The following is a 24,904-nucleotide window of genomic DNA, read 5'->3' as shown; positions in this document are numbered from 1 at the left end:
TTATAAACTAATTTCACCGCGAGGATATTTCACCGTGACCTGATTTTGCGTGCACGTAACGCGAAAACGAATTTGATTCTGTAGCACGTTCGATTCACAAGGTAACCCAAGAAAACGCCGTTGATGTTGATTCTCAACAATTTGAATAGCTTGAAAACGTTGATAAATTTCCACCGCACTTTTGCGTTGTAAATTTCCCCATTGGTTAAACGTGAGGAAAAGCCCGCTAAATACAGATAAAGCCACCAACAAGGACACCAAGCTCATGCCTTTCTGATTAATTTTTGGGAACGACAAAATCATACCAACTCTTCTCTGCTAATCGCCAACGACTATATTGTTGCACGATCTGAGTAACCGTACTTTTGGAATAAGTCACTTTAATATTTTCATCTAACGTCAATCGCCCTTTAGTAATGATCGAACCGCTAATTTTACCTTGCCCTCGAATGTGTAAATCGCCTTCGGCGACAATCACCGCATTCACATTTTTGTGAATCTCCCATTCGGTTTCTTCCGCTGTGAACCAATACAATGCCGCGGGCGATGATGAGCCTAACATGAGCGGAGGCGACGGCAATTGTGAACGAAAAAGCGCAAGCCCTTCTTTGGAAATAAACTGATCAAACAATTTTTCATGTTGGTTTCGCACCGGTTGTTTTTGAAATAACTTATCCCGTTGACACCAAGCATAATGGCTTAAGCCATCAGCAAATGGATTATTCTCCAGCCGAAATGTTAAGAGAAAGGTATCACCGTTTTCCTGCGTGGAAAGCTGCTCACAGCGCGGCTTTTTCTCATTCACGCTAAGTTGTTGCAAGGTGAGTTGTTGTTCCACATACCTATGCCGCTGAGCGGCAATAGATGAATACAAACGAAGTAAATCATCATTAAACAGCATGGTAAGAAGTAAAAATCCGCTGAGTAATATCAGTAAGGTGAGGGTCATGATGCCGCGTTGGGGTGTTGTCATGGTTCTTCTCGGTTTAATAAGGGCACAACAATGGCGGTTTCGTAGGTAATTTCTTTATTCTGCTTTAAATTTCCCATTAAACGCACTTCAACGCCTTTTTGTTCCGCTAACCAAGTAAAAGTGAAATCAGAAATTTCATATTCTTTTTCATCTAACAAATCCACCCAGCCACCGTGATTACAGGCAGATTGTTGGGTATAACGTTGGCAATCTTCAAAACTGCAATTTTGTTTGACCGCACTTTTATAGGTTAAACGGGTTTCTACCATTTTCTTATTGAGTCGATAACCGAATAATTCACGTTCAATTTCTTTGGTGGCATTTTTCTCGTTTGCAAGACAGGTATTGCCTTTGTATTGTCCGCCTATACAGCCGTTCACATTCAGATCATAGAAAAAGAGAACGCAACTGTTGCTTTTTTCACCATTCATTTGCGCAATAGTCATTGCCGAGGGCGGATTCGGTTGTTCAAATAAGGATAAATTGTTTCGGGTTAATTTCTCGCTCACCGCGCGAAAACCGGCACGCGCCAAATCTTTTCCGATGAGCTGAATCACACGCTGCAGCTCCGTTTGTAACTGCAAACGCAAAAGCATTTCCCGATTTTGCTGCTGATGTTGGTTATAAAACTGCAAAATCACTAAAAGTAAAAACGAAGAAAGCGACACCGAAAGCATTAAACTCACTAAACTTTGCCCTGAAAGGCATTTTTGTTTTAACCTCATTCTATTCTTCATCATTTACACAAGCACTTAAGGATTGGTTATCTTTTAATTTCAAACTGCCCACATTAAAAAACGAAAAGAGGGTTCGTTGATGATTGGCTTGCAACACAAAACAGGCTGTGGACGCGGTGTTACGAATGCCACTTAACCGCGTGAGTTCCAGAGGATAATAACGCTTGCTAATCAACATGGTGTCCGAGAAAGCAGGATAATAAAAATGTGCAGAAACATGAGGAGGACAACCTTGGAGGGCCAAACAATCACATAGATGATGATTTTTAATCTGCGCAGTTAAACACCAACGTTTTCCTGACAAATCGCGACTTGCCATGAGAAACCAGATATCAGAAGAATTTTCTACGCGTGCCTGAATTTGACGTAAAAACGCATAAAGTTTTTGTTGCTCTTTTTGTAAGATATTCTGCTGTGAAGATTGCTGCCATGTAGGCAAAGCAAGCATCAACAATAAACTAAGAATGAAAAGTGCGATTAACATTTCCAACAAAGTAAATCCCTTTTGCATAAACGTTCCTTTTTTTGACCGCACTTTAAGGGAATAACCAGGACTAAAACATGCAGGAAGAAGAATTTTGCGAGCAAGATCGCAAAGTAAAATTAATTTGGAGAAAAATTAACAAGGGGACAAAAAACTACGTCACATTTACGACATAAATAAAAAAGATGTCGTATCTGAACATTAATTCAGAATTATAAATTTATATGATGCACAAAGAGTTTCAATGGTGGGTCGTATAGGATTCGAACCTATGACCAATGGATTAAGAGTCCACTGCTCTACCAGACTAAGCTAACGACCCATGTTTGGGAAATACAGCTTTAAATTGGTGGGTCGTGAAGGATTCGAACCTTCGACCAACGGATTAAAAGTCCGCTGCTCTACCGACTGAGCTAACGACCCTCGAGAAAGGGGTATTTTATTGATTGGTGGGTCGTGAAGGATTCGAACCTTCGACCAACGGATTAAAAGTCCGCTGCTCTACCGACTGAGCTAACGACCCAACGACGAGGGCTTATAATACTGATTTTATTTCAAGAATCAATAAAAAATTTTGTTTTTTTATTTATTCGCTTGAATATGCATCAAAATAAAAGCAATCAAATATGCGTAATTCTAACTAAAAAGCAGAATCGTACACCACAGTAAAAAATAAAAAACCGGGTATTAACCCGGCTTTTTATTTGAAATAGCAAAAAATTAGTATGCTAACACAGCGCGACGGTTTTTCGCGTAAGCTGCTTCGTCATGACCTAATACTGCTGGTTTCTCTTCACCGTAAGAAACGGTAGAGATTTGACCTGCTTGTACACCTTTAGCAGTTAAGAAACTTTGTACTGCGTGAGCACGACGTTCACCTAATGCCATGTTGTATTCCGGAGTACCGCGTTCGTCAGTATTACCTTCAATACGTACATTAGTTGCTGGAGTTGCATTTAAGTATGCAGCGTGAGCATCTAAGATTTGAGCATATTCACCTTCAACATTGTATTTGTCGAAACCGAAATATACAGTGTTGTAGCGTTGTTGTAAGTCTTGAACAGAGTAACCACCAAAAGTTTGGCCGTTTGCGCTTTCATTTTTTGATGATCCACAAGCAGCTAATACAGCTACTGAACCAGCAACTAACAATGCTTTAGTAAATTTATTCATTGATTTCTCCTTGTTTATTTAGTTAAGTATGGTGACCAAGCTGGAAATTTAACTTGTCCATCATTCCCTGGTAAACGTGCCTTAAAGCGTCCGTCTGTGGACACTAATTGTAGCACCTTTCCCAAGCCTTGGGTAGAGCTATAAATAATCATAATACCATTTGGTGAAATACTCGGACTTTCATCTAAGAAAGTTGAACTTAGTACCTCAGAACCACCTGAAACCAAATCTTGTTTCACAATGTTATTACTTCCATCGATCATTACTAACGTACTACCATCTGAGCTGATTTGACCACTACCACGTCCACCAACAAGAGATACTCCACCACCGGATGCACTCATGCGATAAACTTGCGGAGAGCCGCCTCTATCGGATGTGAACACGATTGACTGCCCATCAGGCGACCAAGAAGGTTCAGTGTTATTACCTGAGCCACTGGTTAACTGAGAAACCTGTCCACTACCCAAATTTATTACATAAATATTCAATACGCCGTCTTTTGAAGAGGCAAATGCTAATCTTGAGCCATCTGGCGAGAAGGCCGGAGCTCCGTTGTGTCCTGGGAATGAAGCAATCACTTTACGTGCCATTGAACCAAGATCTTGCAGAATAATTTGCGCTTTTTTATTTTCAAAAGAAACATACGCTAATTTTTTGCCATCCGGAGACCATGCCGGAGACATAAAAGGCTGAGAGCTCTTATTAATAATAAATTGGTTAAAACCATCATAGTCGGCTACGCGGACCTCATAAGGTTGTGATCCACCATTTTTTTGCACGACATAAGCAATACGAGTCCGAAATGCGCCACGAATCCCTGTTAGTTTCTCAAAGGTTTCATCACTCACAGTATGCGCCCCGTAACGAACCCATTTTTGAGTTACCGTATATTGGTTTTGAGACAAAATTGAACCAGCACTACCCATGGTATCGACTAATTGGTAAGCAATATCAAACCCACCATTAGATGGAGTTACTTGTCCAACAATTACTGCCTCAATACCCAATGCAGACCATGCACTAGGGTTAACTTCTGCAGCTGTAGTCGGCTGCTGAGGCATTTTACTGACAGAAAGTGGATTAAATTTTCCACTATTACGTAAGTCTGATGCAATGATATCTGCAATATCTGCCGGCGCACTGCCTGGACCATTCCACTTAAACGGAACAACAGCAATAGGTCGCGCAGAATCCATAACCTCATCAATAACGATGCGAACCTCTGCACGAGCTAGTGAAGTCAATCCTAATAGCATAATAAATAAGCTAAATACTTGAATAACTCTTTTCATTTTTTCTCCTATTGTTCAAAGTGCGGTGAAAAATTACCGCACTTTTCTTGGGTCAAACCCAAGAGTAAAGCTCTTAAACATTTCATACTCTTCCGGAGTAGGTGCTCTACGCATTTTTTTAGCTTGCTCAATCGCATTTAATGCAGCTGCACACAAATCATTAGGCCCGGATTTTTTCTCATACGATAAAATAGTTCCATCACTGGCAATTTCCATCTTAATATCGCAAACTTTACCTATAAAGCGTGTATCTCCACGGAAATAAGGTTTTATCGAAGAGTAAACAACGCCCGCATATGCAGAACCTGTTTTACCGCCATCGCCAGCCCCCATTGATGCTCCGGCACCTTGACTACCTTGCTTATTCGCATTTCCACCTTTGATTGCACTTCCGCCACCAAGATCACCGCCATTAAAGAAATCATCTAATGCATTTTGATCAGCCTTACGCTTCGCTGCGTCTGCTTTTGCCTTAGCATCAGCTTTCGCTTTCGCCTCGGCTTTCGCTTTAGCATCTGCTTCTGCCTTAGCCTTGGCTTTAGCCTCCGCTTCAGCTTTTGCTTTAGCTTCGGCATCCGCTTTTGCCTTCGCTTCAGCCTCTGCCTTCGCTTTAGCTTCTTGTTTTGCTTTTTCTACTGCTGCGGCTTTTGCTTTTGCCTCTTCTTCCGCTTGTTTAGCTGCAGCAGCTAAACGCTTAGCTTCTGCGTCAGCTTTCAATTTAGCGGCTTCTGCAACTTGCTTAGCTTTCGCCTCTTCAGCTTCTTTTTGTTTCTCTAATGCCTCTAAACGAGCTTTTTCCTCTTGCTGTTTCTTTTGCTCAGCAAGTTGTTTTTGTTTTTCTTGCTCTTTTTTCTTCTCGAGCTCTTGTTGACGTTGCTGTTCTTCTTGTTTTTTATCTTCCAATTCTTGTTTCTTTTGTTTGTCCGCTTGGCCTTTTTTCTGCTGCTGAATTCGTCCCCATTCCTGAGCCGCAGAACCGGTATCCACCATCACAGCACCAATCACTTCGCCATCCTCACCTTCACCACCACCCATAATATCAATATTGTGGTACAAAGAACTGAGGATAAGCAAACCAAACAAAATCAAGTGCATTATGACCGAAATCACAACTGCATCAACATCACCTTTTTGTCGCTTTTTCTGCACAATGGTTACCTATCTCATTAAATTGGATTTGTCATTAACCCAACTGACTTAATTCCGGCGAGATGAAGCAAATTAAGTGCTTTAATCACTTCTTCATAAGGTACGTCTTTCGCGCCACCAACTAAGAACATTGTATTGTTATCTTTATCAAACTCTTGTTTAGATAACTGGGTAACCATATCTTCAGTTAAATTTTCCGTACGATTTCCTCCAATTGAAATCGCATATTGACCAACACCGGAAACTTCTAAAATAACCGGTGTTCTGTCTTCTGCAGACACGTTTTGGCTTTGCACGGCATCCGGCAATTCAACCTCTACGCTCTGGCTAATGATTGGCGCAGTAGCCATAAAAATCAAAACCAATACTAAAAGCACGTCCAAAAACGGAACAATATTGATTTCAGATTTGATATCGCGGCGCTGACGACGATAAGACATATCAACCTTCTAAACTTATAATCGAAAAAACATCTAAAATAGTGACCGCACTTTTAACACAAAGTGCGGCTGAAAATATGATTAATTAACTATGGTGATTTTTACCGAAAACCTGGCGATGCAAGATCGTCGTAAATTCATCAATAAAATTACCATAATTTTGTTCAAGTTTATTCACGCGTAAACTTAAACGGTTATAAGCCATTACCGCCGGAATTGCCGCAAATAAGCCGATTGCTGTCGCAATTAGCGCTTCCGCAATCCCCGGCGCAACCATTTGTAATGTAGCTTGTTTTGCACCACTCAAGGACATGAAAGCGTGCATGATTCCCCAAACCGTACCAAAAAGACCGATATATGGGCTAATGGATGCTACGGTTGCCAAGAACGGAACACGAGTTTCAATATCTTCAATTTCACGATTCATAGATAAATTCATGGCACGGGTACTACCTTTAATAATCGCTTCCGGTGCATCTGGGTTTGCTTGTTTTAAACGAGTAAACTCTTTAAAACCAACATAAAAAATCTGTTCGCTCCCAGTTAAACCATCACGACGATTAGATAATCCTTCATATAATTTATTTAAATCTTCACCGGACCAAAAACGGTCTTCAAATGCCATAGATTCTTTTAATGCCTTCGTTAATACTCGGCTACGTTGAATAATAATCGCCCAAGAAATAATAGAAAAACTCACTAAAATGAGAATTACTAATTGAACCACAATACTGGCTTTTAAAAAGAGATCTAAAAAGTTTAATTCTGAGGTCATTGGATACTCCGAAAACAACTCACTAATAGTTAATTGACTAGTGTTGCCTTGATTTGCGATGGAATTGCCACCGGTTTCATTTTACCAAGATCAACATAGGCTACCTTTACAGTAGCCCGACATAACGTTAATTCATTCCGTTTAATAATTTGAGAGAAAATAATTGACGCGCCTTTTATTTCTGTGACAAGCGTTTCTATTTGTAGCAAGTCATCTAATTTTGCCGGAAAACAGTAATCAATATTCATTGATTTAACGACAAAAGCCCCTTTATTTTCTGCTAACAATTCTTGTTGGGAAAAATTAAATGTTCTTAAATATTCTGTCCTTGCCCGCTCAAAAAAATGTAAATAGCGTGCATGATAAACCACACCACCTGCATCTGTATCTTCGTAATAAACTCGAGCAGAATAATGAAAAACGTTCTGTTCCAACTTTTCTTCCCCATTTAATGAAATTTAGAAAGCAGGAGGTCGGTTATTTTAGAGTGCCGCAAAATGATTAGCAAGCTTGAAATTACACTTATTAAAAAAATTAACTCGTTGATTCTAAGTTAATAGATTATGCAACAAACTTATGATTGCTGCGAGATAACCAATCCATGGCATGAAAATCAGACGCCATAGCGTTGCTCTGATCTCAAAGCCTAAACCATGAATCCATAAAATCCCAACGCTCCAGATCAAAATAAAAACATAATAAAATTCGACCGCTCTTAATTGCGTTGAAAATTGATTAATATTAAAAAAGAAAAACGCCGTTAAAGTCAGCGCTAAAATAAATGAAAGGGTTCGTAATGAACCCTTATTTACTAATTGATACAATGAATTAATCATTCAATTACTCGTCAAATTTATCTGAACGTTCTTTGTTCATTGTAATCTTTGCACTCACGCCTACAGCGAATAAAACGCCTACGACCCAAATTGCATATAACATATTATTCTCCCTAGTATAATGAGTTTTTGTTCTCTTCAACAAAGCTTTCATCCAAACGACCAAACATTTTGTAGTATGACCAAATAGTGTAAAGCAATGAGATGGTGACGAATACTAATGCAAGGTAGAACATTAAGGTTAATGTTAATTCACTTGAAGTCGCATCCCACATTAACAAGCTTTGTGCAGGGTGGGTACTTGAAGGCATTACAAATGGGAACATTGATACTGCCGCAGTAATAATCACACCAGCCATTGTTAATACAGAGAAGAAGAAGGCAAAACCACAACGATTTGCTTTAGATGCAATCACATTCAATAATGCGCCCACAACAGCCAATGCTGGGAATGCCCACAAAGCAGGAGTCTCATTGAAGTTCTTAAACCATGCACCGACTTCAACAGCCACCTCTTTACCTACTGCAGGTGAAGATGGCGCAAAGTGATCTAACACGCTAGTAACAACATAACCTTCTTTGAAAGAAAGCCACACGCCCGCAAGTACAAAAGTAATTAATGTCACTAATGCACCGATTTGTGTAATTGCTCTTGCACGATCACGCAATGCTGCCGTGGTTTTCATTTGTAACCAGTTCGCACCGTGAGTCACTAACATTGCAAGACTTAACACACCACAAAGTAATGCAAATGGGTTTAATAATGCAAAGAAAGAACCTGTGTAAGTTGCTTGTGAAAGCTCATTTAATTCGAATGGTACACCTTGTAATAAATTACCAAATGCTACACCGAATACTAATGCAGGTACAAAACCACCGGCAAACAAGCCCCAATCCCACACAGCACGCCATGTTGGATTATCAATTTTTGCACGATATTCAAAACCGATTGGACGGAAGAATAACGCGGCTAACACGAGGAATAAGGCAATATAGAAGCCTGAAAACGCTACAGAATAAACAATCGGCCATGCCGCGAAGATTGCACCACCAGCAGTTAATAACCAAACTTGGTTACCATCCCAGTGTGGAGCAATAGAGTTAATCATAATACGTCTTTCTACTTCTTTCTTACCTGCTACGGGTAAAAGTGCGGTCACGCCCATATCGAATCCATCTGTTACAGAGAAACCGATAAGCAATACAACAACTAGCACCCACCAAATAATACGTAGAATTTCATAATCAAGCATAATCCATCTCCTGCTTATTTAGATGATTGCTCAAAATAGTATTTGCCGGTTTTCAATGCACTTGGACCTAAACGTGCATATTTAAACATCAAATACATTTCCGCAATAATGAAGAAGAAGTAAAGTACACAAATTAAACCGATAGAGAACCATAAGTCACCTACACTCAAGTTAGAGGCAGACACACCTACCGGTAATACTTCATAAATCGCCCATGGTTGACGACCAAATTCAGCTAAGAACCAACCAAATTCAATCGCTAAGAATGGCAATGGAATCCCCCAAAGCAATGCTTTAAGTAATAAACGAGAAGAAGTCACTTTGTTACGTAAATTTTGAACAAATGCACCAAAGGTCAGTAAAATAATTAAACCACCAGCCGCTAACATACCACGGAATGCCCAGAAGTTAGGACCTACATTTGGAATAGTATCACGTGCTGCTTGTTTAATTTGTTCATCCGTTGCATCTACAACTTTATCTGTGTAACGTTTTAATAATAAACCGAAACCTAAATCACCTTTGACTTCATCAAATTTTGCTTTAGTTTCTGGATTTACTTGGCCTGCTGATTTTTTCTCTGCTTTTAATTGTGTGAATAAATCATAAGCAACCATACCGTTACGAACACGACCTTCATTTTTCGCTTGAATATCTTTCAAACCAACAATTTCAGTGTCTAAAGAACGAGTTGCAATTAAACCACCTAAGTAAGGAATTTCAATCGCAAAATCATGACGCATTTCTGCCGTATTCGGAATCGCGACTGGATGGAACGGCGCCGGTGCGGCATGCGTTTCAAACTCAGCTTCCATAGCAGCTAATTTCACAGGTTGTGCTTTACCGATGTCGTAACCTGATTCATCACCCATAATTAATACCGCTGATGCAGCGATAAAACCAAAAGTTGCCGCCACAGAGAATGAACGTTTAGCGAAACCAATATCACGACCTTTTAATAAATAGAATGCACTGATTCCTAATACAAACATTGCACCAGTTGAATAACCTGCCGTTAACGTGTGTAAGAATTTACTTTGAGCAACCGGGTTTAACCAAAGATCTAGGAAACTGGTCATCTCCATACGAACAGTTTCAAAGTTAAATTCTGCCGCTACCGGATGTTGCATCCAACCATTCGCGACTAAAATCCACATCGCAGAAAGGTTTGAACCAAAGGCTACGCAGTAAGTTGCGAGTAAGTGTTTACCTTTAGTTAAACGATCCCAACCGAAAAAGAATAGCCCCACGAAAGTGGATTCTAAGAAGAATGCAAGTAATGCTTCGATCGCCAATGGCGCACCAAAAATATCACCCACATAGTGAGAATAGTAAGACCAGTTTGTACCAAATTGGAATTCCATAATGATACCGGTCGTTACGCCTAGGGCAAAGTTAATACCAAATAACTTACCCCAAAATTTTGTCATATCTTTATATACTTCTTTACCCGTTGCGACATAGATTGTTTCCATGATGACAAGCACGAAAGACAATCCAAGTGTCAGCGGTACAAAAATGAAGTGATACAGCGCGGTTAAAGCAAACTGTAATCTTGAGAGTTCAACAACGTCTAACATCTCGTCTCCTTGTAAAAGCTACAAGTTTTTAAATTCTATGATTACTTCGTAATCACCCCACAAACTCAAAATATCTTTTGAATTTTTCATGTAAGATTATCTTTATAATGACCGCTAGTTGCAGTTGTTTAAGTCGATTATTACACAGATAACCCAAATGAGTGACACATTCTACTACTAAACATAGGGATAAAGAATAGTAGAAATGTTGCCTAGCTCACATTTTTCGAACTAAATCAACAATAACTAAAAATAAGCATTTCAAGCAAAATTGATCTGCATCAAATTATATGTTTTCTAAACAAACTTGCAACATTTATCAAATCAAAATTCGCCAGATCACAAATTTAGAAAGAAATTCTGGACTTTTAACCAATATTTTGATAGTTTCCCTGCCAGTTTATTCATATTAGTTTTTACTTGAATGGTTCAAGGGTATTTCAAATGGCAACAAAAACAACACGAATTTTGACCGCACTTTGCATGGCTACCGCCGTGATGAGTTTTTCAAATGTAGTAAATGCCGCTGAAAATAGCGCGAAGAAATCATCAGAAATGCCACAGCAATGCAAGGATTTATTCAACGAAACTGAAGACCTGATTGCTGAAGCAGAAAAACAACCCGGCACACATACTCAAGTAAACAAGATTCGAAGCAAACTCAATCAAAGCAAACAGCAAATTCTTGAAATGGAATTGGCAACACAGATCAAAAGTTGCGATGTGGCATTAGCGAAACTCAACAGCATGAAACAACAGCAACAATAATCACAAGATAAAAATAAAAGGCTTATTGAAAATCAATAAGCCTTTTATTTTTTAGTCTTCTCGGGAAAGTTTTTCAATGCCAAAATGGCGATAAGTTGTTGAGGTTGCTATTCTTCCTCGCGGTGTTCGTTGTAAGAATCCCTGCTGAATTAAATAAGGCTCCAACACATCTTCAATGGTATCCCGTTCCTCGCCAATGGCTGCCGCTAAATTGTCTAATCCCACCGGACCACCATCAAAACGCTCTAAAACAGCCGTCAGCAACTTCCTGTCCAAATAATCAAAACCAGCATCGTCAATATCCAACATAGACAGCGCCGCTTTCGCAATGACTTCGGTAATCACGCCGTTATTACGTACATCGGCATAATCTCGCACTCGACGCAATAAGCGATTCGCAATCCGCGGTGTTCCGCGAGAACGGCGTGCAATCTCATAGGCTGCCGAATCATCAATTTTAAGCTGCAAACAGACCGCACTTCTTGACACAATAGACGTTAAATCCGGCACGGAATAAAACTCTAGACGTTGCACAATGCCAAAACGATCACGTAATGGGGAGGTTAAAGAACCCGCTCGAGTCGTCGCACCGATAAGCGTAAAAGGCGGTAAATCCAATTTAATGGAACGGGCAGCCGGACCTTCACCAATCATGATGTCCAACTGATAATCTTCCATTGCCGGATACAATACTTCTTCAATAGCAGGGGAAAGGCGATGAATTTCATCAATAAACAACACATCATGAGGTTCAAGATTCGTCAGCATTGCGGCTAAATCACCCGCTTTTTCTAAAACCGGACCGGATGTCGTGCGAATATTTACCCCCATCTCGTTGGCGACAATATTAGCCAGTGTGGTTTTTCCTAATCCCGGCGGGCCAAAAATCAATAAATGATCCAATGCATCCTGACGTAATTGTGCCGCTTTGATGAAAATTTCCATTTGTTCGCAAACTTGTGGTTGCCCCACATAATCCGCCAGCAATTTTGGGCGAATGGCACGATCAATGACATCTTCGTCTAATTTTGCCGTAGCACTGATAATTCTGTCTGCTTCAATCATCTTGTCTATCTCAAATTACAATGCGGCTTTTAAAGCTTCACGAATTAACTGTTCACTGGAAAGCTCCGGTTTAGAGACTTTTTTCACCATTTTCTCTGCATCAACCGGCTTATAACCCAAAGCGATCAATGCTGCCACAGCCTCATTAGAAGGCTCGGCGGTTACAACGGTTTCCATGCTAAAACTTGGCAAATGATCCGCTTGCATAAAGAAGTCGTTATTTTTTACGCCTTTAAATTTGCCTTTGAGTTCAACTAAGAGCCTTTCAGCCGTTTTTTTACCAACACCAGGAATCTTCACTAATTTTGACAATTCTTCTCGTTCAATGGCATAAGCAAACTCATCCACCGACATAGCAGATAAAATCGCCAACGCCAATTTAGGCCCAACACCATTAGTTTTAATCAATTCACGAAATAAAGTGCGGTCCGTTTTTTGCGCAAATCCAAAGAGTAAATGAGCATCTTCACGAACGACCAAATGGGTAAATAAGCTGGTTTGTTTGCCCACTTCCGGCAGATGATAAAAACTTGTCATCGGCAACAACAATTCATAGCCGACACCTTGCACATCCAACAAAATTTCCGGCGGCTGTTTTTCCATTAAAATACCGGTGAGATGACCAATCATAGCAATTCTCGTTAACTGTAAAAAATTGTGCGTAGCATAAAATAAAACTGGATAAATATCCAGTTAAATTTTTAAACGGAAACGGCCTCGACTATATCGCGTGCGTAAAAGTGCGGTCAATTTTTCCTGCGTTTCGTTTTGACCCACGGCATCTGCCACATGGAAAGAGTGTTGTATGGAATGAGCATGCGTAATGGCGATCGCTAAAGCATCCGCCGCATCGGCTTGTGGCTTATTGGAAAGTTTCAGAATTCGGGTCACCATCTCTTGCACCTGAACCTTATCTGCCGAACCAATACCGACCACGGTTTGTTTGACTAAACGCGCGGCATATTCAAACACCGGCAAATCATGATTCACCGCTGCAACAATCGCCGTGCCACGCGCCTGACCAAGTTTCAACGCCGAATCCGCATTTTTCGCCATAAACACTTGTTCAATCGCAAACATATCCGGTTGAAATTGCGTGATGATTTCCGTCACACCAGCATAAATACGTTTTAAACGGGTTGGCAAATCATCTACTTGAGTGCGAATGGCGCCACTGCCAAGGTATTCCAACTGTCGTCCGTTTTGTCGGATAACACCATAACCTGTCACGCGAGAACCGGGATCAATGCCTAAAATAATTGTCATAATCAGGTATAAAACAAACGGCTAGAAGACCTAGCCGTTTTTATTTGAAGTGAAAGTTTATTGATTTGCTTTTGCGGTCGCTTTCGCGTTCACATCACAGTTTTTCACAATAATCTTGTCGGATTTTTTGCCTTTTTGCAAAAGATTTACCGGCACGACAGAATCAAATTTATCCAAGGTTAAACCGCTGTCAACATTCCACACATAGTTGCCGGAAGTAAATGCGGTAAAATCTTTTTGAGCGGCATCACGAGCAAAGTCTTTAGCGATCACTTTATTGCCGACCATCACCATTGCACCAGTAGGTTCTTGACCTTCAAATTGATACACGGCAGTCACGGTTTTCTTGTTGCAAGAATACACTACGGTTTTATCCGTAATGCTAAGCGCAGGTCCTTTATCTTCCATTTTTGCCGTTGTAGTAGAGCAAGCGCTCAAAATAGCAACGGTTGCAACCGCGGATAATACTTTAACAAATTTCATAAATGCTCCTTATAGCATTGCAGCGACTTCATCGCTGATTTCACCGTTGTGATAAACGTTTTGTACGTCATCACAGTCTTCCAACATATCAATTAAACGCAATAGTTTCGGTGCATTTTCCGCATCCAAATCTACGGTTGTTGATGGAATCATTGTCACTTCGGCGCTTTCAATTTTAAAACCTGCAGCTTCAATACCGTCACGCACTGCACCTAAGTCTTCCCAAGCGGTATAAATTTCAAAAGAACCGTCATCTTGTGGTTGAACATCATCTGCGCCCGCTTCGATTGCCGCTTCCATTAACGCATCTTCATCCGCTTGGAGCACTAAAATCAATCCTTTTTTACTGAACAAATAACCAACAGAGCCTTCTGTGCCTAAGTTACCGCCACATTTGGTAAAACTTGGACGAACTTGGGAAATGGTACGGTTGGCGTTATCGCTCAAACATTCCACCATGACAGCCGTACCGCCCGGACCATAACCTTCATAGATTTTGGTTTCCATATTAGTATCATCGCCACCACCGACACCACGCTCAATGGCACGGTTAATGGTATCGCGGGTCATATTATTACTTAAGGCTTTATCTACCGCTGCACGTAAACGCGGGTTAGCACTCACGTCACCACCACCGATTTTTGCTGCGGTCACCAATTCACGAATTAATTTAGTAAAAATTTTGCCACGTTGCGCATCTTGTGCCGCTTTACGGTGTTTAATATTTGCCCACTTACTATGGCCTGCCATGTTGTTTTCCTTCTATTTTGTCAAATCAAATAAATATTTTCTTATCGCTTCTGCGTTATTAGGGGATTTCGTCATTTGAATCGCTTGTGCCGGCGAAACCCATTGAAAAGCGAGATGTTCGGTTAATTCAGGGGTAAATTCCTGCTCCACAGCCAACAAAAACCAGTGCTCTCGGCAGTGGGTAACATTCGGTGCGTATTTATAGCGGAAATGCGGAAAAATTTCAAATGCTACGCTTTCATGACAATCCAAAAGTGCGGTGCTTTTTGACGGCGTTTTTAACCGCACTTCTTCCCAAATTTCACGTACTGCTGCCTCATACGGCGTTTCATTTTCCTCGAGGGAACCGGTTACAGATTGCCAGAAATCCGCATCGTCTCCCCGTTGTAGCATGAGTACTCTGCCGCTCTCTTTGGCATAAATGACAACAAGGACAGATTGGTTGTTTTTGTATTTCAATTGGATATCCACGCAAATAAAAAGTTCGCCATGTATTTTCACGCAAAATAACGTAAAAAAGAACCGCACTTTAAAGAAACCTTTAAAGTGCGGTCGTTTTTAGAGAAATTTTTAGCCTAACCAACCGGCTTGCTGTGTAATAAAGAGTGCGGCAAACGCGGTTAAATAAAATAAGCCGATAAAGGACAACCATAATAATCCGCCTTTCACGCTGTGTTTCGCTTTCATGGTTAAGGACAAGTTCAACCATGCAAAGACCGGCGCAGAAACAAAGGAAGCGATCATTGCGAATTTCAACATCGGACCAACGGCGTTATTAAAGTAGAAAATAATCGCCAAACCGGAGGCGGCGGCAAGCACCATGGCAATGTTCAAGGTTCTTACCGAGCTTTCGCGTTTACCAAGTAATAAACGCAAGGACTCAACGTTGGTACGGGAATAACCGTCGATAACGGTAATGGTCGTGCCGAACATACACATGAAAGCGATCACCGCGATCAATAAACGCGCCCATTCACCGATGGTGCTGGCATACATATTGATTAATTGCGCGATATATTTACCGCCCACCATTTCTACAGTTTCAGGTGAACCGAATTGTACCAATGCGCCAAGCGCCAAGAATACAACCGCTAAAATCGCCGTACCAATGTAACCTACGTTGAAGTCAAACAAACCGTCTTGATAAGACACTTTGGTCAAGCGACGTTTTGCCACCACCCACATGGAGTTAATGGCAGAAATTTCAATCGGTGCCGGCATCCAGCCCATTAATGCCACCAAAAATGCCAATTTGCTTAATTCCCACGGGGAAGGCGCAACGAAATCTGCCGGTGCGACACCTTGCATGCCATTACGCATAAACGCAATCACCACGGCACTGACTGTTGTCACGGTTAACGCGATCATGATGATTTTGGATAAGCTGTCTAATAAGCGGTATTTCCCTAACAATAAAATGCCGGTAATCACCACAATCACCAATGAACTCAACACCGGCATTGGCAACGGAATAGGGATAATAAAGGTTAAGATCGCGGCGGTTAATAAGCCCACCGCTGCCGTATTAATCACCGTAGCAAAGACGTTCAACGCAAGGAACAACCACAAATAGAATTGCCCTTTTTGGCGATAACCTTCCAACAAGGTATTGCCGGTATCTAAGGTATATTGCACGCCAAAACGGAAAAACGGGTATTTAAATAAATTAGCGAGTATCACAATGCTCACTAACTCCCAGCCATAAATCGCACCGGCTTGGGTGGAAGCGATAATATGCGAACCACCAACGGCAGCCGATGCCATGACGATGCCCGGACCTAACGCAGCGAATTTAGTCGCCCACGTGGATTTTTCTACTGAATTTGAAACTTCACTCATAAAATTCTCTCTTATAAATTGACCATAAATGCGGGAAAGGACTCATTTATAATAGAATTTCACAACCCAGTAAAGAAAATAAAATTCTATCCAAGAAGAAATAAAAGAATAAAATTTCGATTTATTGAAAATTTTAGTTAATAACTTCAAAACTAAGAAGTAAGGCAAGTTATCACACCAAAAAAGCAATTTATTTTAGTAGATAAAATTTTTTATCTAAAAAAGAAAGTGCGGTCAATTTTGACCGCACTTTATTATCCAAATTTCAACATTACTCAGCTTTTACAACCTGAATGCTCAACTCACCTAATGCCTGCAGATTCGCAAAACTTGGCGCCTCTGTCATTAAACAAGCCGCTGCCGTCGTTTTCGGGAAGGCGATAACATCACGGATATTTTCAGTACCGGTTAAGAGCATGGTTAAGCGGTCTAAACCGAACGCTAAACCTGCGTGTGGCGGTGTGCCGAATTTCAATGCATCCAACAAGAAACCAAATTTCTCGCGTTGTTCTTGTTCGTTGATACCAAGAATGCGGAATACGGTTTGTTGCATTTTCGGATCGAAAATACGCACAGAACCGCCGCCAACCTCGTAACCATTGATCACCATATCGTAAGCATTTGCCACAGCGATTGTTGGATCCGCTTCCAATTGTTCCGGTGTGAAATCACGTGGAGATGTGAATGGGTGGTGCATTGCCGCCAAATTGCCTTCATCATCACGTTCAAACATTGGGAAATCAATGACCCAAAGCGGTTGCCATTCGTCTAAACGGGTTAAGCCGAGATCACGACCCAGTTTCAAACGCAATGCACCCATAGCATCGGTGGTGGTTTGCCATTTGTCTGCGCCGAAGAACAAGATATCGCCGTTTTGTGCTTTTACACGTTCTGCTAACGCTTTCCATACGTCTTCATTTAAGAATTTCGCAATCGGGCTTTGAACGCCTTCAAGGCCGGCATTGATATCATTAACTTTCGCCCAAGCTAAACCTTTCGCACCGTAAATGCCCACAAATTGGGTGTATTCATCAATTTGTTTACGCGTAATTTCGCTGCCATTTGGTACGCGAATGACCGCCACACGACCGTTCGAATCATTGGCCGGGCCTTGGAACACTTTGAAATCCACCTCTTTAACGAGATCTGCCACATCGACTAGTTCAAGCGGGTTACGCAAATCCGGCTTATCGGAACCAAAGCGATTCATCGCTTCATGCCAAGTCATCACCGGGAATTTGCCTAAATCCACACCAATGATGTTTTGCCATAAACCGTGCACCATGCGTTCCATAATCTCACGCACTTCAGGCGCTGTCAGGAAAGAGGTTTCTACATCGATTTGGGTAAATTCCGGTTGACGATCCGCACGCAAATCTTCATCACGGAAACATTTCACGATTTGATAATAACGATCAAAACCGGACATCATGAGTAACTGTTTGAAAAGCTGTGGTGATTGTGGCAATGCATAGAATTTGCCTTTATGCACGCGACTCGGTACTAAATAGTCGCGCGCACCTTCCGGTGTGGCTTTGGTTAGCATTGGCGTTTCAATATCTAAGAAACCATTGTCATCCATGAAACGACGTACAAAACTGGTGATTTTCGCACGTGTTTTCAAACGTTGCGCCATTTCCGGACGGCGTAAATCCAAATAACGGTATTTTAAGCGTTGTTCTTCCGTATTGTTTTGGTTGAAGTCTAACGGCAACACATCGGAAGCGTTGTAAATTTTCAATGCTTTCGCCAATACTTCCACTTCACCGGTTGCCATGTTTTTATTGATTTGGTTATCCGGGCGAGCAATCACTTCACCTTTGATTTGAATACAAAATTCGTTACGCAAACCGGCAGCCGCGGTCAAGGCGTCTTGGTATTTCGGGTCGAAACACACTTGCACGATGCCATCCCGATCGCGCATATCAATAAAGATCAACCCACCTAAATCGCGGCGGCGATGAACCCAACCGCTTAATGTCACTTCCTGACCGATATTTGCGCGGTTTAACGCACCGCAATAATGTGAACGCATCATTTTCTATTCCTTTTTATAATCTGAGTCATTAAAGATAAATTAACCGTGCGATTATACGTAAATTGCCTGGCCTTTTGAATTGGAAAGCGAAATTTATTTGCGCCGTTAAAAACTTTCTCTAAAATAACCGCACTTTTTATTTCAAATCATTGCATCGCAAAAACATGAAAGACACCCTATTCTCTGCGCCTATTGAAAAATTGGGCGATTTTACCTTTGACGAAAGCGTCGCGGAAGTGTTTCCCGACATGATCCAGCGCTCCGTGCCGGGCTATTCCAACATCATCACTGCCATCGGTATGCTTGCCGAACGTTTTGTGACGGCAAACAGCAACATTTATGATTTAGGTTGTTCCCGTGGGGCAGCAACCCTTTCCGCTCGTCGTCATATTAACCAACCGAATGTGAAAATTATCGGGGTAGACAATTCCCAACCGATGGTGGAACGTTGTCGCCAACATGTTTCCGCCTACCACAGTGACATTCCGGTCGAGATTCTCTGTGATGACATTCGCCACATTGAGATCAAAAACGCATCGATGGTGATTTTGAATTTCACCCTGCAATTTCTGCCACCACAAGATCGCGTGGCGTTGTTGGAAAAAATTCATCAAGGATTAAATCCAAACGGCGTATTGGTGCTGTCAGAAAAATTCCGTTTTGAAGACGAACACACCAACGACTTACTGATTGATCTCCACCATCAATTTAAACGCGCCAACGGTTATAGCGAATTAGAGGTGAGCCAAAAACGCACCGCACTTGAAAATGTGATGCGTACAGACAGCATTGAAACCCATAAAGCACGGTTAAAAAATGTCGGTTTTTCTCATGTAGAACTGTGGTTCCAATGCTTTAACTTCGGCTCCATGATTGCGATGAAATAAACGCAAAGCTCAAAACAAAAAGTGCGGTGGATATAAAACGTTTTAAAAATCCACCGCACTTTTTTCTTATCTATCAACGATCTTATTCTTGCTTTTATAACGGTTTTAAATCCTGATCCAGCAAACGGGCAAGCAATAAAATGCCGTCTTTAAAACGATATTCGGCATACTCTGCCTGCGCATAATATTGCCCTTTCCCCTCCGCAAAGAAATATTCTTGGCTTGGCAATGCGGGCGACCAGCCTGTGTTATTAATCGGTAAATACAGGTTTGGTTCGCACCCCGTGAAATCCGTCGGTTTAGTTTTTTCCACGCGACACAAGGTAGCAACGCCCTGCTCATTTTGATGAATTAAGGCATAAACCCATTTAGGTTGTCGTTTGCTCGTTGTCTGCCAAATGTCATTTTCACTGGCTTGCTCGTCATTTAGTTGGTCGGGCTCATCATTAAGTTGCGCTTCAATATCCTGCAAAATGGCGTAATTCAAGGACATGTAATCCCCTTGCATTAACGAACGCGGATCCATCGGCGCAATTTTTAGCACGACCGGTTTGCCGGTCGCCAACACATTCTCAAATTGCCATACCTTATAATTTAATGGCGATAACATCAGTAACGCGATAAGCAGTGCTATCAACGGTTTTCTTTTAGAAACACCGGAAAAATCCACCGCACTTTGTGTCGTCACTTTAGATTTCCGATGCAAGAAAAATACAACAAAGGAAAATAATGCGCCAAAGCATAAGAGTAAAAACGACTTATAAAGCAATGGGATAAAGAGCATATAATAGTAAAGCGCCAAATTCGTGATGAGCGCCAATAAAGCGATAAAAAATAAAGTTCGGCTTGCCGAAACATAGGCAATCAACCACAGGGCAACAAAAAACAAAATAGACGGTTGAGCCACAAAACCAATCGTAAAGAGCGTGAAAACAATGGCAATAAACCACTTTTCCGCCGGCGCAGATTTAAAAAAGAAGCTGATAACCCAATAAACACAGAAAGGTGTAAGACAAACAAAAAACGGCACCCACCATGAAAATGTCAATGTCGCTCGTGAAAAAATGCCATAGGTAATGACGCTGAAAAAGTCTGAGAACGTGTCAATGGACGGTAACTCATCGGCGACCTCGCTGAAATGATGAAACCAAGGAAAGAAGGTTTGGGATGCGGAATAGCTCCAAGAGCCGAGACTAAAAAATAAAAGCCCCCAAGCAAGCGGTGTCACTGCCTCGCTCTGTTGGTGTTTTATCATCCATAAGAACTGCCCTACAAAAACACAAATACAGCACAACATAGAAAGATAAGTCAAAGACAAGGAACCGGATGCAATGTCCTCCAAGTAACTGAGGTGCCACATGCTTAAGATACTCACTACCGTTAAAGTTTGTAGCCAAACTTCTTTACGGACGAAATAAAAAGCACCGACCACACAAGAAAACAACAACGGCACAAAAACCTGCGTCGTTTCGCTAGACTCACCCAAATGATCAAACCATAAATAGCCACCAAGTAAGCCATATCCCATCAAAAAACAAATACCGACCACTAGCGACATTTCATTACTTGCTTGCGGATAAGCACGATGTAATCCCAGTGCGGTAAGCAACATTGCGATTGCCAAAGCAAGCACAGAGGGCAACGGGTCTGATATATCAAGAATAAACGCCGCCCAAATAATGGCGATGACCATACCGATGAGAATGGCAAAAATAAACAGAACAGATAATGCCCAAGGCATTTTCTTATGTTGCGGATAACGGGCTTGATAAAGCTTGTACAGATATTTCATTGCCAAGATCGTCAGCACAAAAATCAACAAACCACTCGAAAAAACGGCATCCGCAGAATTGATATGAGAAAAGAGCAACATGCTAAAAGCAACAATTATCCCCAATGCACTTGCAATTAAATTGGTGAAATCAAAACGATATTGCTTATAAAAATAAAATAATGCGGCAGAAGGCACACTCACGGTCAAGAAATTTAGCACCGTAAACCAACCAAAATCGGTATCAAATATCGCGTCATCGACTATAAAACGAATGCCGAAGAGCTGTATTACCACAAAACCAAGCAAGATTTTGGGTAAGATTCGCCAACGTTCATCATGCAATCGTCGTGTAAAAACCTCACTCAATACCAAGCCAACAGCGTTGAGAAATGCGCCATAAACAGCAGCATAGTCATAACCAGCTATCTGAAGTAAATACAACGTTAAATTTGCCGTAACAATCAGCAATAAGGCAGACGCAACATTAGGCAACAAGAGCAACCATGGAATTTGGCACACCGACCAAATAGCAAATAATTCCCATGTATTCGCGCCTGTTTGATAAGTTTGTCCGACGAGGGCTAAGGTAGCGCCAATCAGCACGGCAATGCAAAAGAAGAACGCAACCGACACGAGTTTTAATTTCTCCGCTGCCAACTGACGACTTTCGCGCATAAAAAAATAACCGCCTGTAATCACGGAAAAAACGAACAACGTTTGCAACCCGTAAATCTTCGTTAAATCGGAAAGATAATCCCAGTTAGCGGCAATGAATGTGACGATGCCGCTACTAAGAAAACCAACCGTTAACAAGAGAAACAATAAATTAAGATAACGTTCCCAAGATAAATTGAATAATCCTGTTCGATTCATATTTTCATTTCCTTTCAATAAGCAGTGAAAAGTTAAAGAATTTTAGTCAATTTTTAGGAGAAAAAGCAAAAGTGCGGTGAGATTTTGCGGTATTTTCCTTCTCACATTCATTTTTTCCTCATACTAATCGTGCTTACGGTTTCCGTCTCTTTTAACAAAAACCACATACATTTTCATCCATAAAATGCCATTAGAAACAATCTAGAATTAATAATAATTATCATTTGCATAAATTAAGCAAATACGTTAAATTGCCACGCTGTAAATTTCACCTTTCATCAACCTTTAGAGGAGCATTTATGCGCAAACATTTTTCATTGCTTCCCCTCGCAATGTTAGTTACCACTGCAGTTTATGCAGAAAATTTAGAGATCATTAACGTGGTGTCTGAAAATACCGGTGCCAAAAGTAAAACCAATGTAATTACAACTGAATCGATTAATCGCAGCACGGAAACTGAATTAAAGGGTTTATTAAAAGACGAACCGGCGATTAACTTCGGTGGTGGTCGCGGAACATCACAATGGTTTACCATTCGCGGGATGGGGCAAGATCAAGTGGATGTAAAAGTGGATGATGCTTATACCGATGCCCAACTCTTCCACCACCAAGGACGTTTCATGTTTGACCCGGCACTATTCAAGAAAGTGAGCGTGCAAAAAGGGACTGGGTCAGCCAGTGCCGGCATTGGTGCAACCAGCGGAGCTATCGTTGCGGAAACCGTGAGCGCAAAAGATCTTCTGAAAGAAGGTCAAGACATTGGTTTTAAGGTAAATGCAGGTGTTAGCTCAAACAAAGGTTGGAGCAAAGGTGCAACCGTTTATTCACGCGCCCAAGCGATGGACGTATTACTTTCCGGCAATTGGGTAAATGAAAGCGACTATAAAGGCGGCCATAATTTCCGTAATTTGGAAGGTGGTACAAAAGTTCAAAACAGTTCATTACATCAACGTGGTTTACTCGCCAAAGTTGGGGTTGATATTACTGAAGATCAACGTATCGAATTAAGCCACCGTCAAGAGCGTCATTACGGCGTTCGCGCACTTCGTGAAGAGTTTGACTTTTCGCAAGATTGGTTAACCGCCAGTGCGCAAAACGGCAATCCACCGACTCTAACAAGAGAACAGCGTGCAAACGGCTATACATTAAGCCAAGAAGGGAATACTTGGTATGTTTTAGATCGTAATGGAAACAAAATTATAAACACTGCCAATAATGCCCCTCGCTATCGCATCACCACAAACGATACTAGCAAGATTGAATGGATCGGAAAAAACATGGGCTTTATTAGCAATGCTAAGGCTAATGTATGGCGTAGTGTGATTAGCCGTGAAGAGCCGAGCGAACATTCCAGAACCCGTTTAATTGCTAATGGCGCAAACGTAAACTTGGATTCTCCCATCGGTGAATCTCACTTAATCAAATACGGTATTAACTACCGCGATCAAGAAGGTAAGCCTAACTCACTCACCGTTCAAAACGGCGTCCAAATGAAGACCCAAAAGAAACGTGATGTGGGTATTTATACGGAAGGTATCTGGGGCTTAGGCGCATTCACCTTAACCACCGGCTTACGTTATGATCATTTCTCATTCCGTGCAATGGATGGATCAAAATCCAGTAAAGGAAACCTAAACCCAAGTGTCGGCTTAATTTATGAAGTGACCAATGATTTAAGTTTAAATACCAGCTTAAACTACGCTACCCGAAGTCCTCGTTTCTTTGAAGTCATGCTTTCTTCAGGATCGACTCGAGGAAAAACAGCAGTGTATTCCATTGCCAATAACATTAAACCGGAAAGATCGCGCAACGCTGAAGTGGGTTTCAACTATAAATTAGCTGACAGCCTTTCTTTGAACGGAAGTTATTTCTGGCAAACGATCCAAGATACGCACGCCTTTACGCAAATCAGACCGGGTTATTATGAAATCCAAAATGCAGGCAAATTAAGAAATCATGGTTATGAATTAGGTGCAGCCTATAAATACGAAGGCTTAACCTTGCGCGCCGGCGTGGCTTACAGTAAACCGGAATTAAACGGCAGAACCGTGGATAGCACTGTAACCGCCATTCCGATCGGTCGTACTTGGACTACAGGTGTGTCTTACCACTTCGAACAACCTGACGTTGAAATCGGTTGGAAAGGCCGTTTTGTACAACATACCAGCTACGATTCCACCACCCAAAACCGTGGCGGCGGTGCAACTACCACAAAACGTCCGGGCTATGGCGTAAACGATTTCTATGTGACTTGGAAACCGGTTAAAAACGTAAACATTAACTTAGCGTTAAACAATGCGTTCAACAAATACTATCGCAGCCACAGCCAACGCGCAGGCGTATCCACCTTGCCTGAGCCGGGTCGTGACGTTCGTTTAAGTGTAAACTACACGTTCTAAACCTGAAAAGTGCGGTAAGATTTTACTGCGTTTTTTAAATTCATTTTGAAGGATTAAGTTCAATCGA

At 41.4% G+C, this 24,904-nt stretch carries 25 protein-coding genes and 3 tRNA genes; 3 read left to right on the top strand and 25 right to left on the bottom strand.

Translation table 11 applies throughout. From position 1 onward, the window contains the following. The 16 genes from AC30SH_RS02680 to AC30SH_RS02605 all read right to left on the bottom strand — a co-directional run bounded on the left by AC30SH_RS02680 (position 1) and on the right by AC30SH_RS02605 (position 10,695). Positions 1-303 (bottom strand): DUF5374 domain-containing protein, encoded by a 303-nt coding sequence (locus tag AC30SH_RS02680; protein ID WP_212509843.1) that lies wholly within the window; start codon positions 301-303, stop codon positions 1-3. Next, positions 278-973 carry a DUF2572 family protein gene (locus tag AC30SH_RS02675; RefSeq protein WP_212509844.1) on the bottom strand — a complete coding sequence of 232 codons (696 nt, stop codon included), beginning with the start codon at positions 971-973 and terminating at the stop codon, positions 278-280. Before AC30SH_RS02675 ends, AC30SH_RS02680 begins: the two co-directional genes overlap by 26 nt. After that, a complete protein-coding gene (locus tag AC30SH_RS02670; protein ID WP_371817614.1) occupies positions 970-1,713 on the bottom strand; it encodes a hypothetical protein in 744 nt (247 codons plus the stop codon). The genes AC30SH_RS02675 and AC30SH_RS02670 overlap by 4 nt, the downstream gene beginning before the upstream one ends. Continuing rightward, complete coding sequence (locus tag AC30SH_RS02665; protein WP_212509845.1) at positions 1,700-2,221, bottom strand: prepilin-type N-terminal cleavage/methylation domain-containing protein; 522 nt, start codon at positions 2,219-2,221, stop codon at positions 1,700-1,702. Before AC30SH_RS02665 ends, AC30SH_RS02670 begins: the two co-directional genes overlap by 14 nt. A gap of 218 nt (positions 2,222-2,439) precedes the next feature. Then, positions 2,440-2,516: transfer RNA gene (locus AC30SH_RS02660), tRNA-Lys, on the bottom strand. A 25-nt stretch (positions 2,517-2,541) separates the two neighbouring features. After that, positions 2,542-2,617, bottom strand: a tRNA-Lys gene (locus tag AC30SH_RS02655). A gap of 24 nt (positions 2,618-2,641) precedes the next feature. Then, positions 2,642-2,717 (bottom strand) — tRNA-Lys (locus tag AC30SH_RS02650). A 197-nt stretch (positions 2,718-2,914) separates the two neighbouring features. Continuing rightward, on the bottom strand, positions 2,915-3,367 hold the full coding sequence (gene pal / locus AC30SH_RS02645) for a peptidoglycan-associated lipoprotein Pal (RefSeq protein WP_006718991.1): 453 nt from the start codon (positions 3,365-3,367) through the stop codon (positions 2,915-2,917). 14 nt (positions 3,368-3,381) lie between these two features. After that, the gene (gene tolB / locus AC30SH_RS02640; protein WP_212509846.1) at positions 3,382-4,662 is read right to left on the bottom strand and encodes a Tol-Pal system beta propeller repeat protein TolB; all 1,281 of its coding nucleotides are present in this window, start codon (positions 4,660-4,662) and stop codon (positions 3,382-3,384) included. Between the two features lie 33 nt (positions 4,663-4,695). Beyond that, positions 4,696-5,811 (bottom strand): cell envelope integrity protein TolA, encoded by a 1,116-nt coding sequence (tolA, locus tag AC30SH_RS02635; RefSeq protein WP_314885284.1) that lies wholly within the window; start codon positions 5,809-5,811, stop codon positions 4,696-4,698. Between the two features lie 17 nt (positions 5,812-5,828). Next, complete coding sequence (tolR, locus tag AC30SH_RS02630) at positions 5,829-6,251, bottom strand: colicin uptake protein TolR (RefSeq protein WP_006718996.1); 423 nt, start codon at positions 6,249-6,251, stop codon at positions 5,829-5,831. A gap of 85 nt (positions 6,252-6,336) precedes the next feature. Beyond that, on the bottom strand, positions 6,337-7,026 hold the full coding sequence (gene tolQ / locus AC30SH_RS02625) for a protein TolQ (protein WP_006718998.1): 690 nt from the start codon (positions 7,024-7,026) through the stop codon (positions 6,337-6,339). Between the two features lie 29 nt (positions 7,027-7,055). Next, positions 7,056-7,460: a tol-pal system-associated acyl-CoA thioesterase gene (gene ybgC / locus AC30SH_RS02620; RefSeq protein WP_006718999.1), complete on the bottom strand. Its 405-nt coding sequence runs from the start codon at positions 7,458-7,460 to the stop codon at positions 7,056-7,058. A gap of 114 nt (positions 7,461-7,574) precedes the next feature. Further along, complete coding sequence (ybgE, locus tag AC30SH_RS02615) at positions 7,575-7,862, bottom strand: cyd operon protein YbgE (protein WP_006719001.1); 288 nt, start codon at positions 7,860-7,862, stop codon at positions 7,575-7,577. Between the two features lie 113 nt (positions 7,863-7,975). Continuing rightward, on the bottom strand, positions 7,976-9,115 hold the full coding sequence (gene cydB / locus AC30SH_RS02610) for a cytochrome d ubiquinol oxidase subunit II (RefSeq protein ID WP_212509848.1): 1,140 nt from the start codon (positions 9,113-9,115) through the stop codon (positions 7,976-7,978). 14 nt (positions 9,116-9,129) lie between these two features. Next, positions 9,130-10,695, bottom strand: a complete 1,566-nt coding sequence (locus tag AC30SH_RS02605; RefSeq protein ID WP_048749055.1) for a cytochrome ubiquinol oxidase subunit I — start codon at positions 10,693-10,695, stop codon at positions 9,130-9,132. A 444-nt stretch (positions 10,696-11,139) separates the two neighbouring features. Between AC30SH_RS02605 and AC30SH_RS02600 the strand changes: the two genes are divergently transcribed. After that, the gene (locus AC30SH_RS02600; protein ID WP_109860032.1) at positions 11,140-11,463 is read left to right on the top strand and encodes a DUF5339 domain-containing protein; all 324 of its coding nucleotides are present in this window, start codon (positions 11,140-11,142) and stop codon (positions 11,461-11,463) included. 51 nt (positions 11,464-11,514) lie between these two features. Here AC30SH_RS02600 and ruvB read toward each other — a convergent pair whose 3' ends face one another. The 8 genes from ruvB to aspS form a co-directional block, all read right to left on the bottom strand. Continuing rightward, positions 11,515-12,528, bottom strand: coding sequence for a Holliday junction branch migration DNA helicase RuvB (gene ruvB, locus AC30SH_RS02595; protein WP_109860031.1), 1,014 nt, complete (start codon positions 12,526-12,528; stop codon positions 11,515-11,517). Positions 12,529-12,543: 15 nt separating this feature from the next. Then, positions 12,544-13,158, bottom strand: coding sequence for a Holliday junction branch migration protein RuvA (gene ruvA / locus AC30SH_RS02590; RefSeq protein ID WP_048749051.1), 615 nt, complete (start codon positions 13,156-13,158; stop codon positions 12,544-12,546). Positions 13,159-13,221: 63 nt separating this feature from the next. Next, complete coding sequence (ruvC, locus tag AC30SH_RS02585) at positions 13,222-13,794, bottom strand: crossover junction endodeoxyribonuclease RuvC (RefSeq protein WP_212509851.1); 573 nt, start codon at positions 13,792-13,794, stop codon at positions 13,222-13,224. Positions 13,795-13,851: 57 nt separating this feature from the next. Then, complete coding sequence (locus AC30SH_RS02580; protein ID WP_212509852.1) at positions 13,852-14,277, bottom strand: ACP-like domain-containing protein; 426 nt, start codon at positions 14,275-14,277, stop codon at positions 13,852-13,854. A 9-nt stretch (positions 14,278-14,286) separates the two neighbouring features. Continuing rightward, positions 14,287-15,027 carry a YebC/PmpR family DNA-binding transcriptional regulator gene (locus AC30SH_RS02575; protein WP_212509853.1) on the bottom strand — a complete coding sequence of 247 codons (741 nt, stop codon included), beginning with the start codon at positions 15,025-15,027 and terminating at the stop codon, positions 14,287-14,289. Between the two features lie 12 nt (positions 15,028-15,039). Beyond that, a complete protein-coding gene (gene nudB, locus AC30SH_RS02570) occupies positions 15,040-15,486 on the bottom strand; it encodes a dihydroneopterin triphosphate diphosphatase (RefSeq protein ID WP_212509854.1) in 447 nt (148 codons plus the stop codon). 111 nt (positions 15,487-15,597) lie between these two features. Then, positions 15,598-16,866: an NRAMP family divalent metal transporter gene (locus AC30SH_RS02565; protein ID WP_479747452.1), complete on the bottom strand. Its 1,269-nt coding sequence runs from the start codon at positions 16,864-16,866 to the stop codon at positions 15,598-15,600. A 271-nt stretch (positions 16,867-17,137) separates the two neighbouring features. Continuing rightward, positions 17,138-18,904, bottom strand: a complete 1,767-nt coding sequence (aspS, locus tag AC30SH_RS02560) for an aspartate--tRNA ligase (protein WP_212509856.1) — start codon at positions 18,902-18,904, stop codon at positions 17,138-17,140. A 164-nt stretch (positions 18,905-19,068) separates the two neighbouring features. Here aspS and cmoA point away from each other — a divergent pair, with 164 nt between their 5' ends. Further along, entirely contained in the window at positions 19,069-19,791 is a 723-nt protein-coding gene (gene cmoA, locus AC30SH_RS02555; RefSeq protein WP_212509857.1) for a carboxy-S-adenosyl-L-methionine synthase CmoA, read from the top strand. Between the two features lie 94 nt (positions 19,792-19,885). Here the strand turns inward: cmoA and AC30SH_RS02550 are convergent, their stop codons facing one another. Further along, complete coding sequence (locus AC30SH_RS02550; protein ID WP_212509858.1) at positions 19,886-22,438, bottom strand: GDYXXLXY domain-containing protein; 2,553 nt, start codon at positions 22,436-22,438, stop codon at positions 19,886-19,888. Positions 22,439-22,737: 299 nt separating this feature from the next. On the opposite strand from AC30SH_RS02550, the gene AC30SH_RS02545 reads away from it, so the two are divergent. After that, positions 22,738-24,837: a TonB-dependent receptor domain-containing protein gene (locus tag AC30SH_RS02545; RefSeq protein ID WP_314312110.1), complete on the top strand. Its 2,100-nt coding sequence runs from the start codon at positions 22,738-22,740 to the stop codon at positions 24,835-24,837. Positions 24,838-24,904: the final 67 nt, after the last annotated feature.

Source organism: Aggregatibacter sp. HK296 (genome assembly GCF_980469475.1).
The sequence above is the reverse complement of the archived record's forward strand: the minus strand, read 5'-3'. Positions and strand labels throughout refer to the sequence as shown.

Coding starts and splice junctions, on each gene's coding strand:
- cydB (WP_212509848.1), bottom strand. CDS start 9,115: ATGCTTGATTATGAAATTCTACGTATTATTTGGTGGGTGCTAGTTGTT.
- AC30SH_RS02680 (WP_212509843.1), bottom strand. CDS start 303: ATGATTTTGTCGTTCCCAAAAATTAATCAGAAAGGCATGAGCTTGGTG.
- AC30SH_RS02565 (WP_479747452.1), bottom strand. CDS start 16,866: ATGAGTGAAGTTTCAAATTCAGTAGAAAAATCCACGTGGGCGACTAAA.
- cmoA (WP_212509857.1), top strand. CDS start 19,069: ATGAAAGACACCCTATTCTCTGCGCCTATTGAAAAATTGGGCGATTTT.
- AC30SH_RS02545 (WP_314312110.1), top strand. CDS start 22,738: ATGCGCAAACATTTTTCATTGCTTCCCCTCGCAATGTTAGTTACCACT.
- aspS (WP_212509856.1), bottom strand. CDS start 18,904: ATGATGCGTTCACATTATTGCGGTGCGTTAAACCGCGCAAATATCGGT.
- ruvB (WP_109860031.1), bottom strand. CDS start 12,528: ATGATTGAAGCAGACAGAATTATCAGTGCTACGGCAAAATTAGACGAA.
- tolR (WP_006718996.1), bottom strand. CDS start 6,251: ATGTCTTATCGTCGTCAGCGCCGCGATATCAAATCTGAAATCAATATT.
- AC30SH_RS02675 (WP_212509844.1), bottom strand. CDS start 973: ATGACAACACCCCAACGCGGCATCATGACCCTCACCTTACTGATATTA.
- AC30SH_RS02605 (WP_048749055.1), bottom strand. CDS start 10,695: ATGTTAGACGTTGTTGAACTCTCAAGATTACAGTTTGCTTTAACCGCG.
- pal (WP_006718991.1), bottom strand. CDS start 3,367: ATGAATAAATTTACTAAAGCATTGTTAGTTGCTGGTTCAGTAGCTGTA.
- ruvC (WP_212509851.1), bottom strand. CDS start 13,794: ATGACAATTATTTTAGGCATTGATCCCGGTTCTCGCGTGACAGGTTAT.
- AC30SH_RS02670 (WP_371817614.1), bottom strand. CDS start 1,713: ATGATGAAGAATAGAATGAGGTTAAAACAAAAATGCCTTTCAGGGCAA.
- AC30SH_RS02575 (WP_212509853.1), bottom strand. CDS start 15,027: ATGGCAGGCCATAGTAAGTGGGCAAATATTAAACACCGTAAAGCGGCA.
- AC30SH_RS02665 (WP_212509845.1), bottom strand. CDS start 2,221: ATGCAAAAGGGATTTACTTTGTTGGAAATGTTAATCGCACTTTTCATT.
- tolQ (WP_006718998.1), bottom strand. CDS start 7,026: ATGACCTCAGAATTAAACTTTTTAGATCTCTTTTTAAAAGCCAGTATT.
- ruvA (WP_048749051.1), bottom strand. CDS start 13,158: ATGATTGGTCATCTCACCGGTATTTTAATGGAAAAACAGCCGCCGGAA.
- AC30SH_RS02600 (WP_109860032.1), top strand. CDS start 11,140: ATGGCAACAAAAACAACACGAATTTTGACCGCACTTTGCATGGCTACC.
- AC30SH_RS02550 (WP_212509858.1), bottom strand. CDS start 22,438: ATGAATCGAACAGGATTATTCAATTTATCTTGGGAACGTTATCTTAAT.
- AC30SH_RS02580 (WP_212509852.1), bottom strand. CDS start 14,277: ATGAAATTTGTTAAAGTATTATCCGCGGTTGCAACCGTTGCTATTTTG.
- ybgE (WP_006719001.1), bottom strand. CDS start 7,862: ATGATTAATTCATTGTATCAATTAGTAAATAAGGGTTCATTACGAACC.
- tolB (WP_212509846.1), bottom strand. CDS start 4,662: ATGAAAAGAGTTATTCAAGTATTTAGCTTATTTATTATGCTATTAGGA.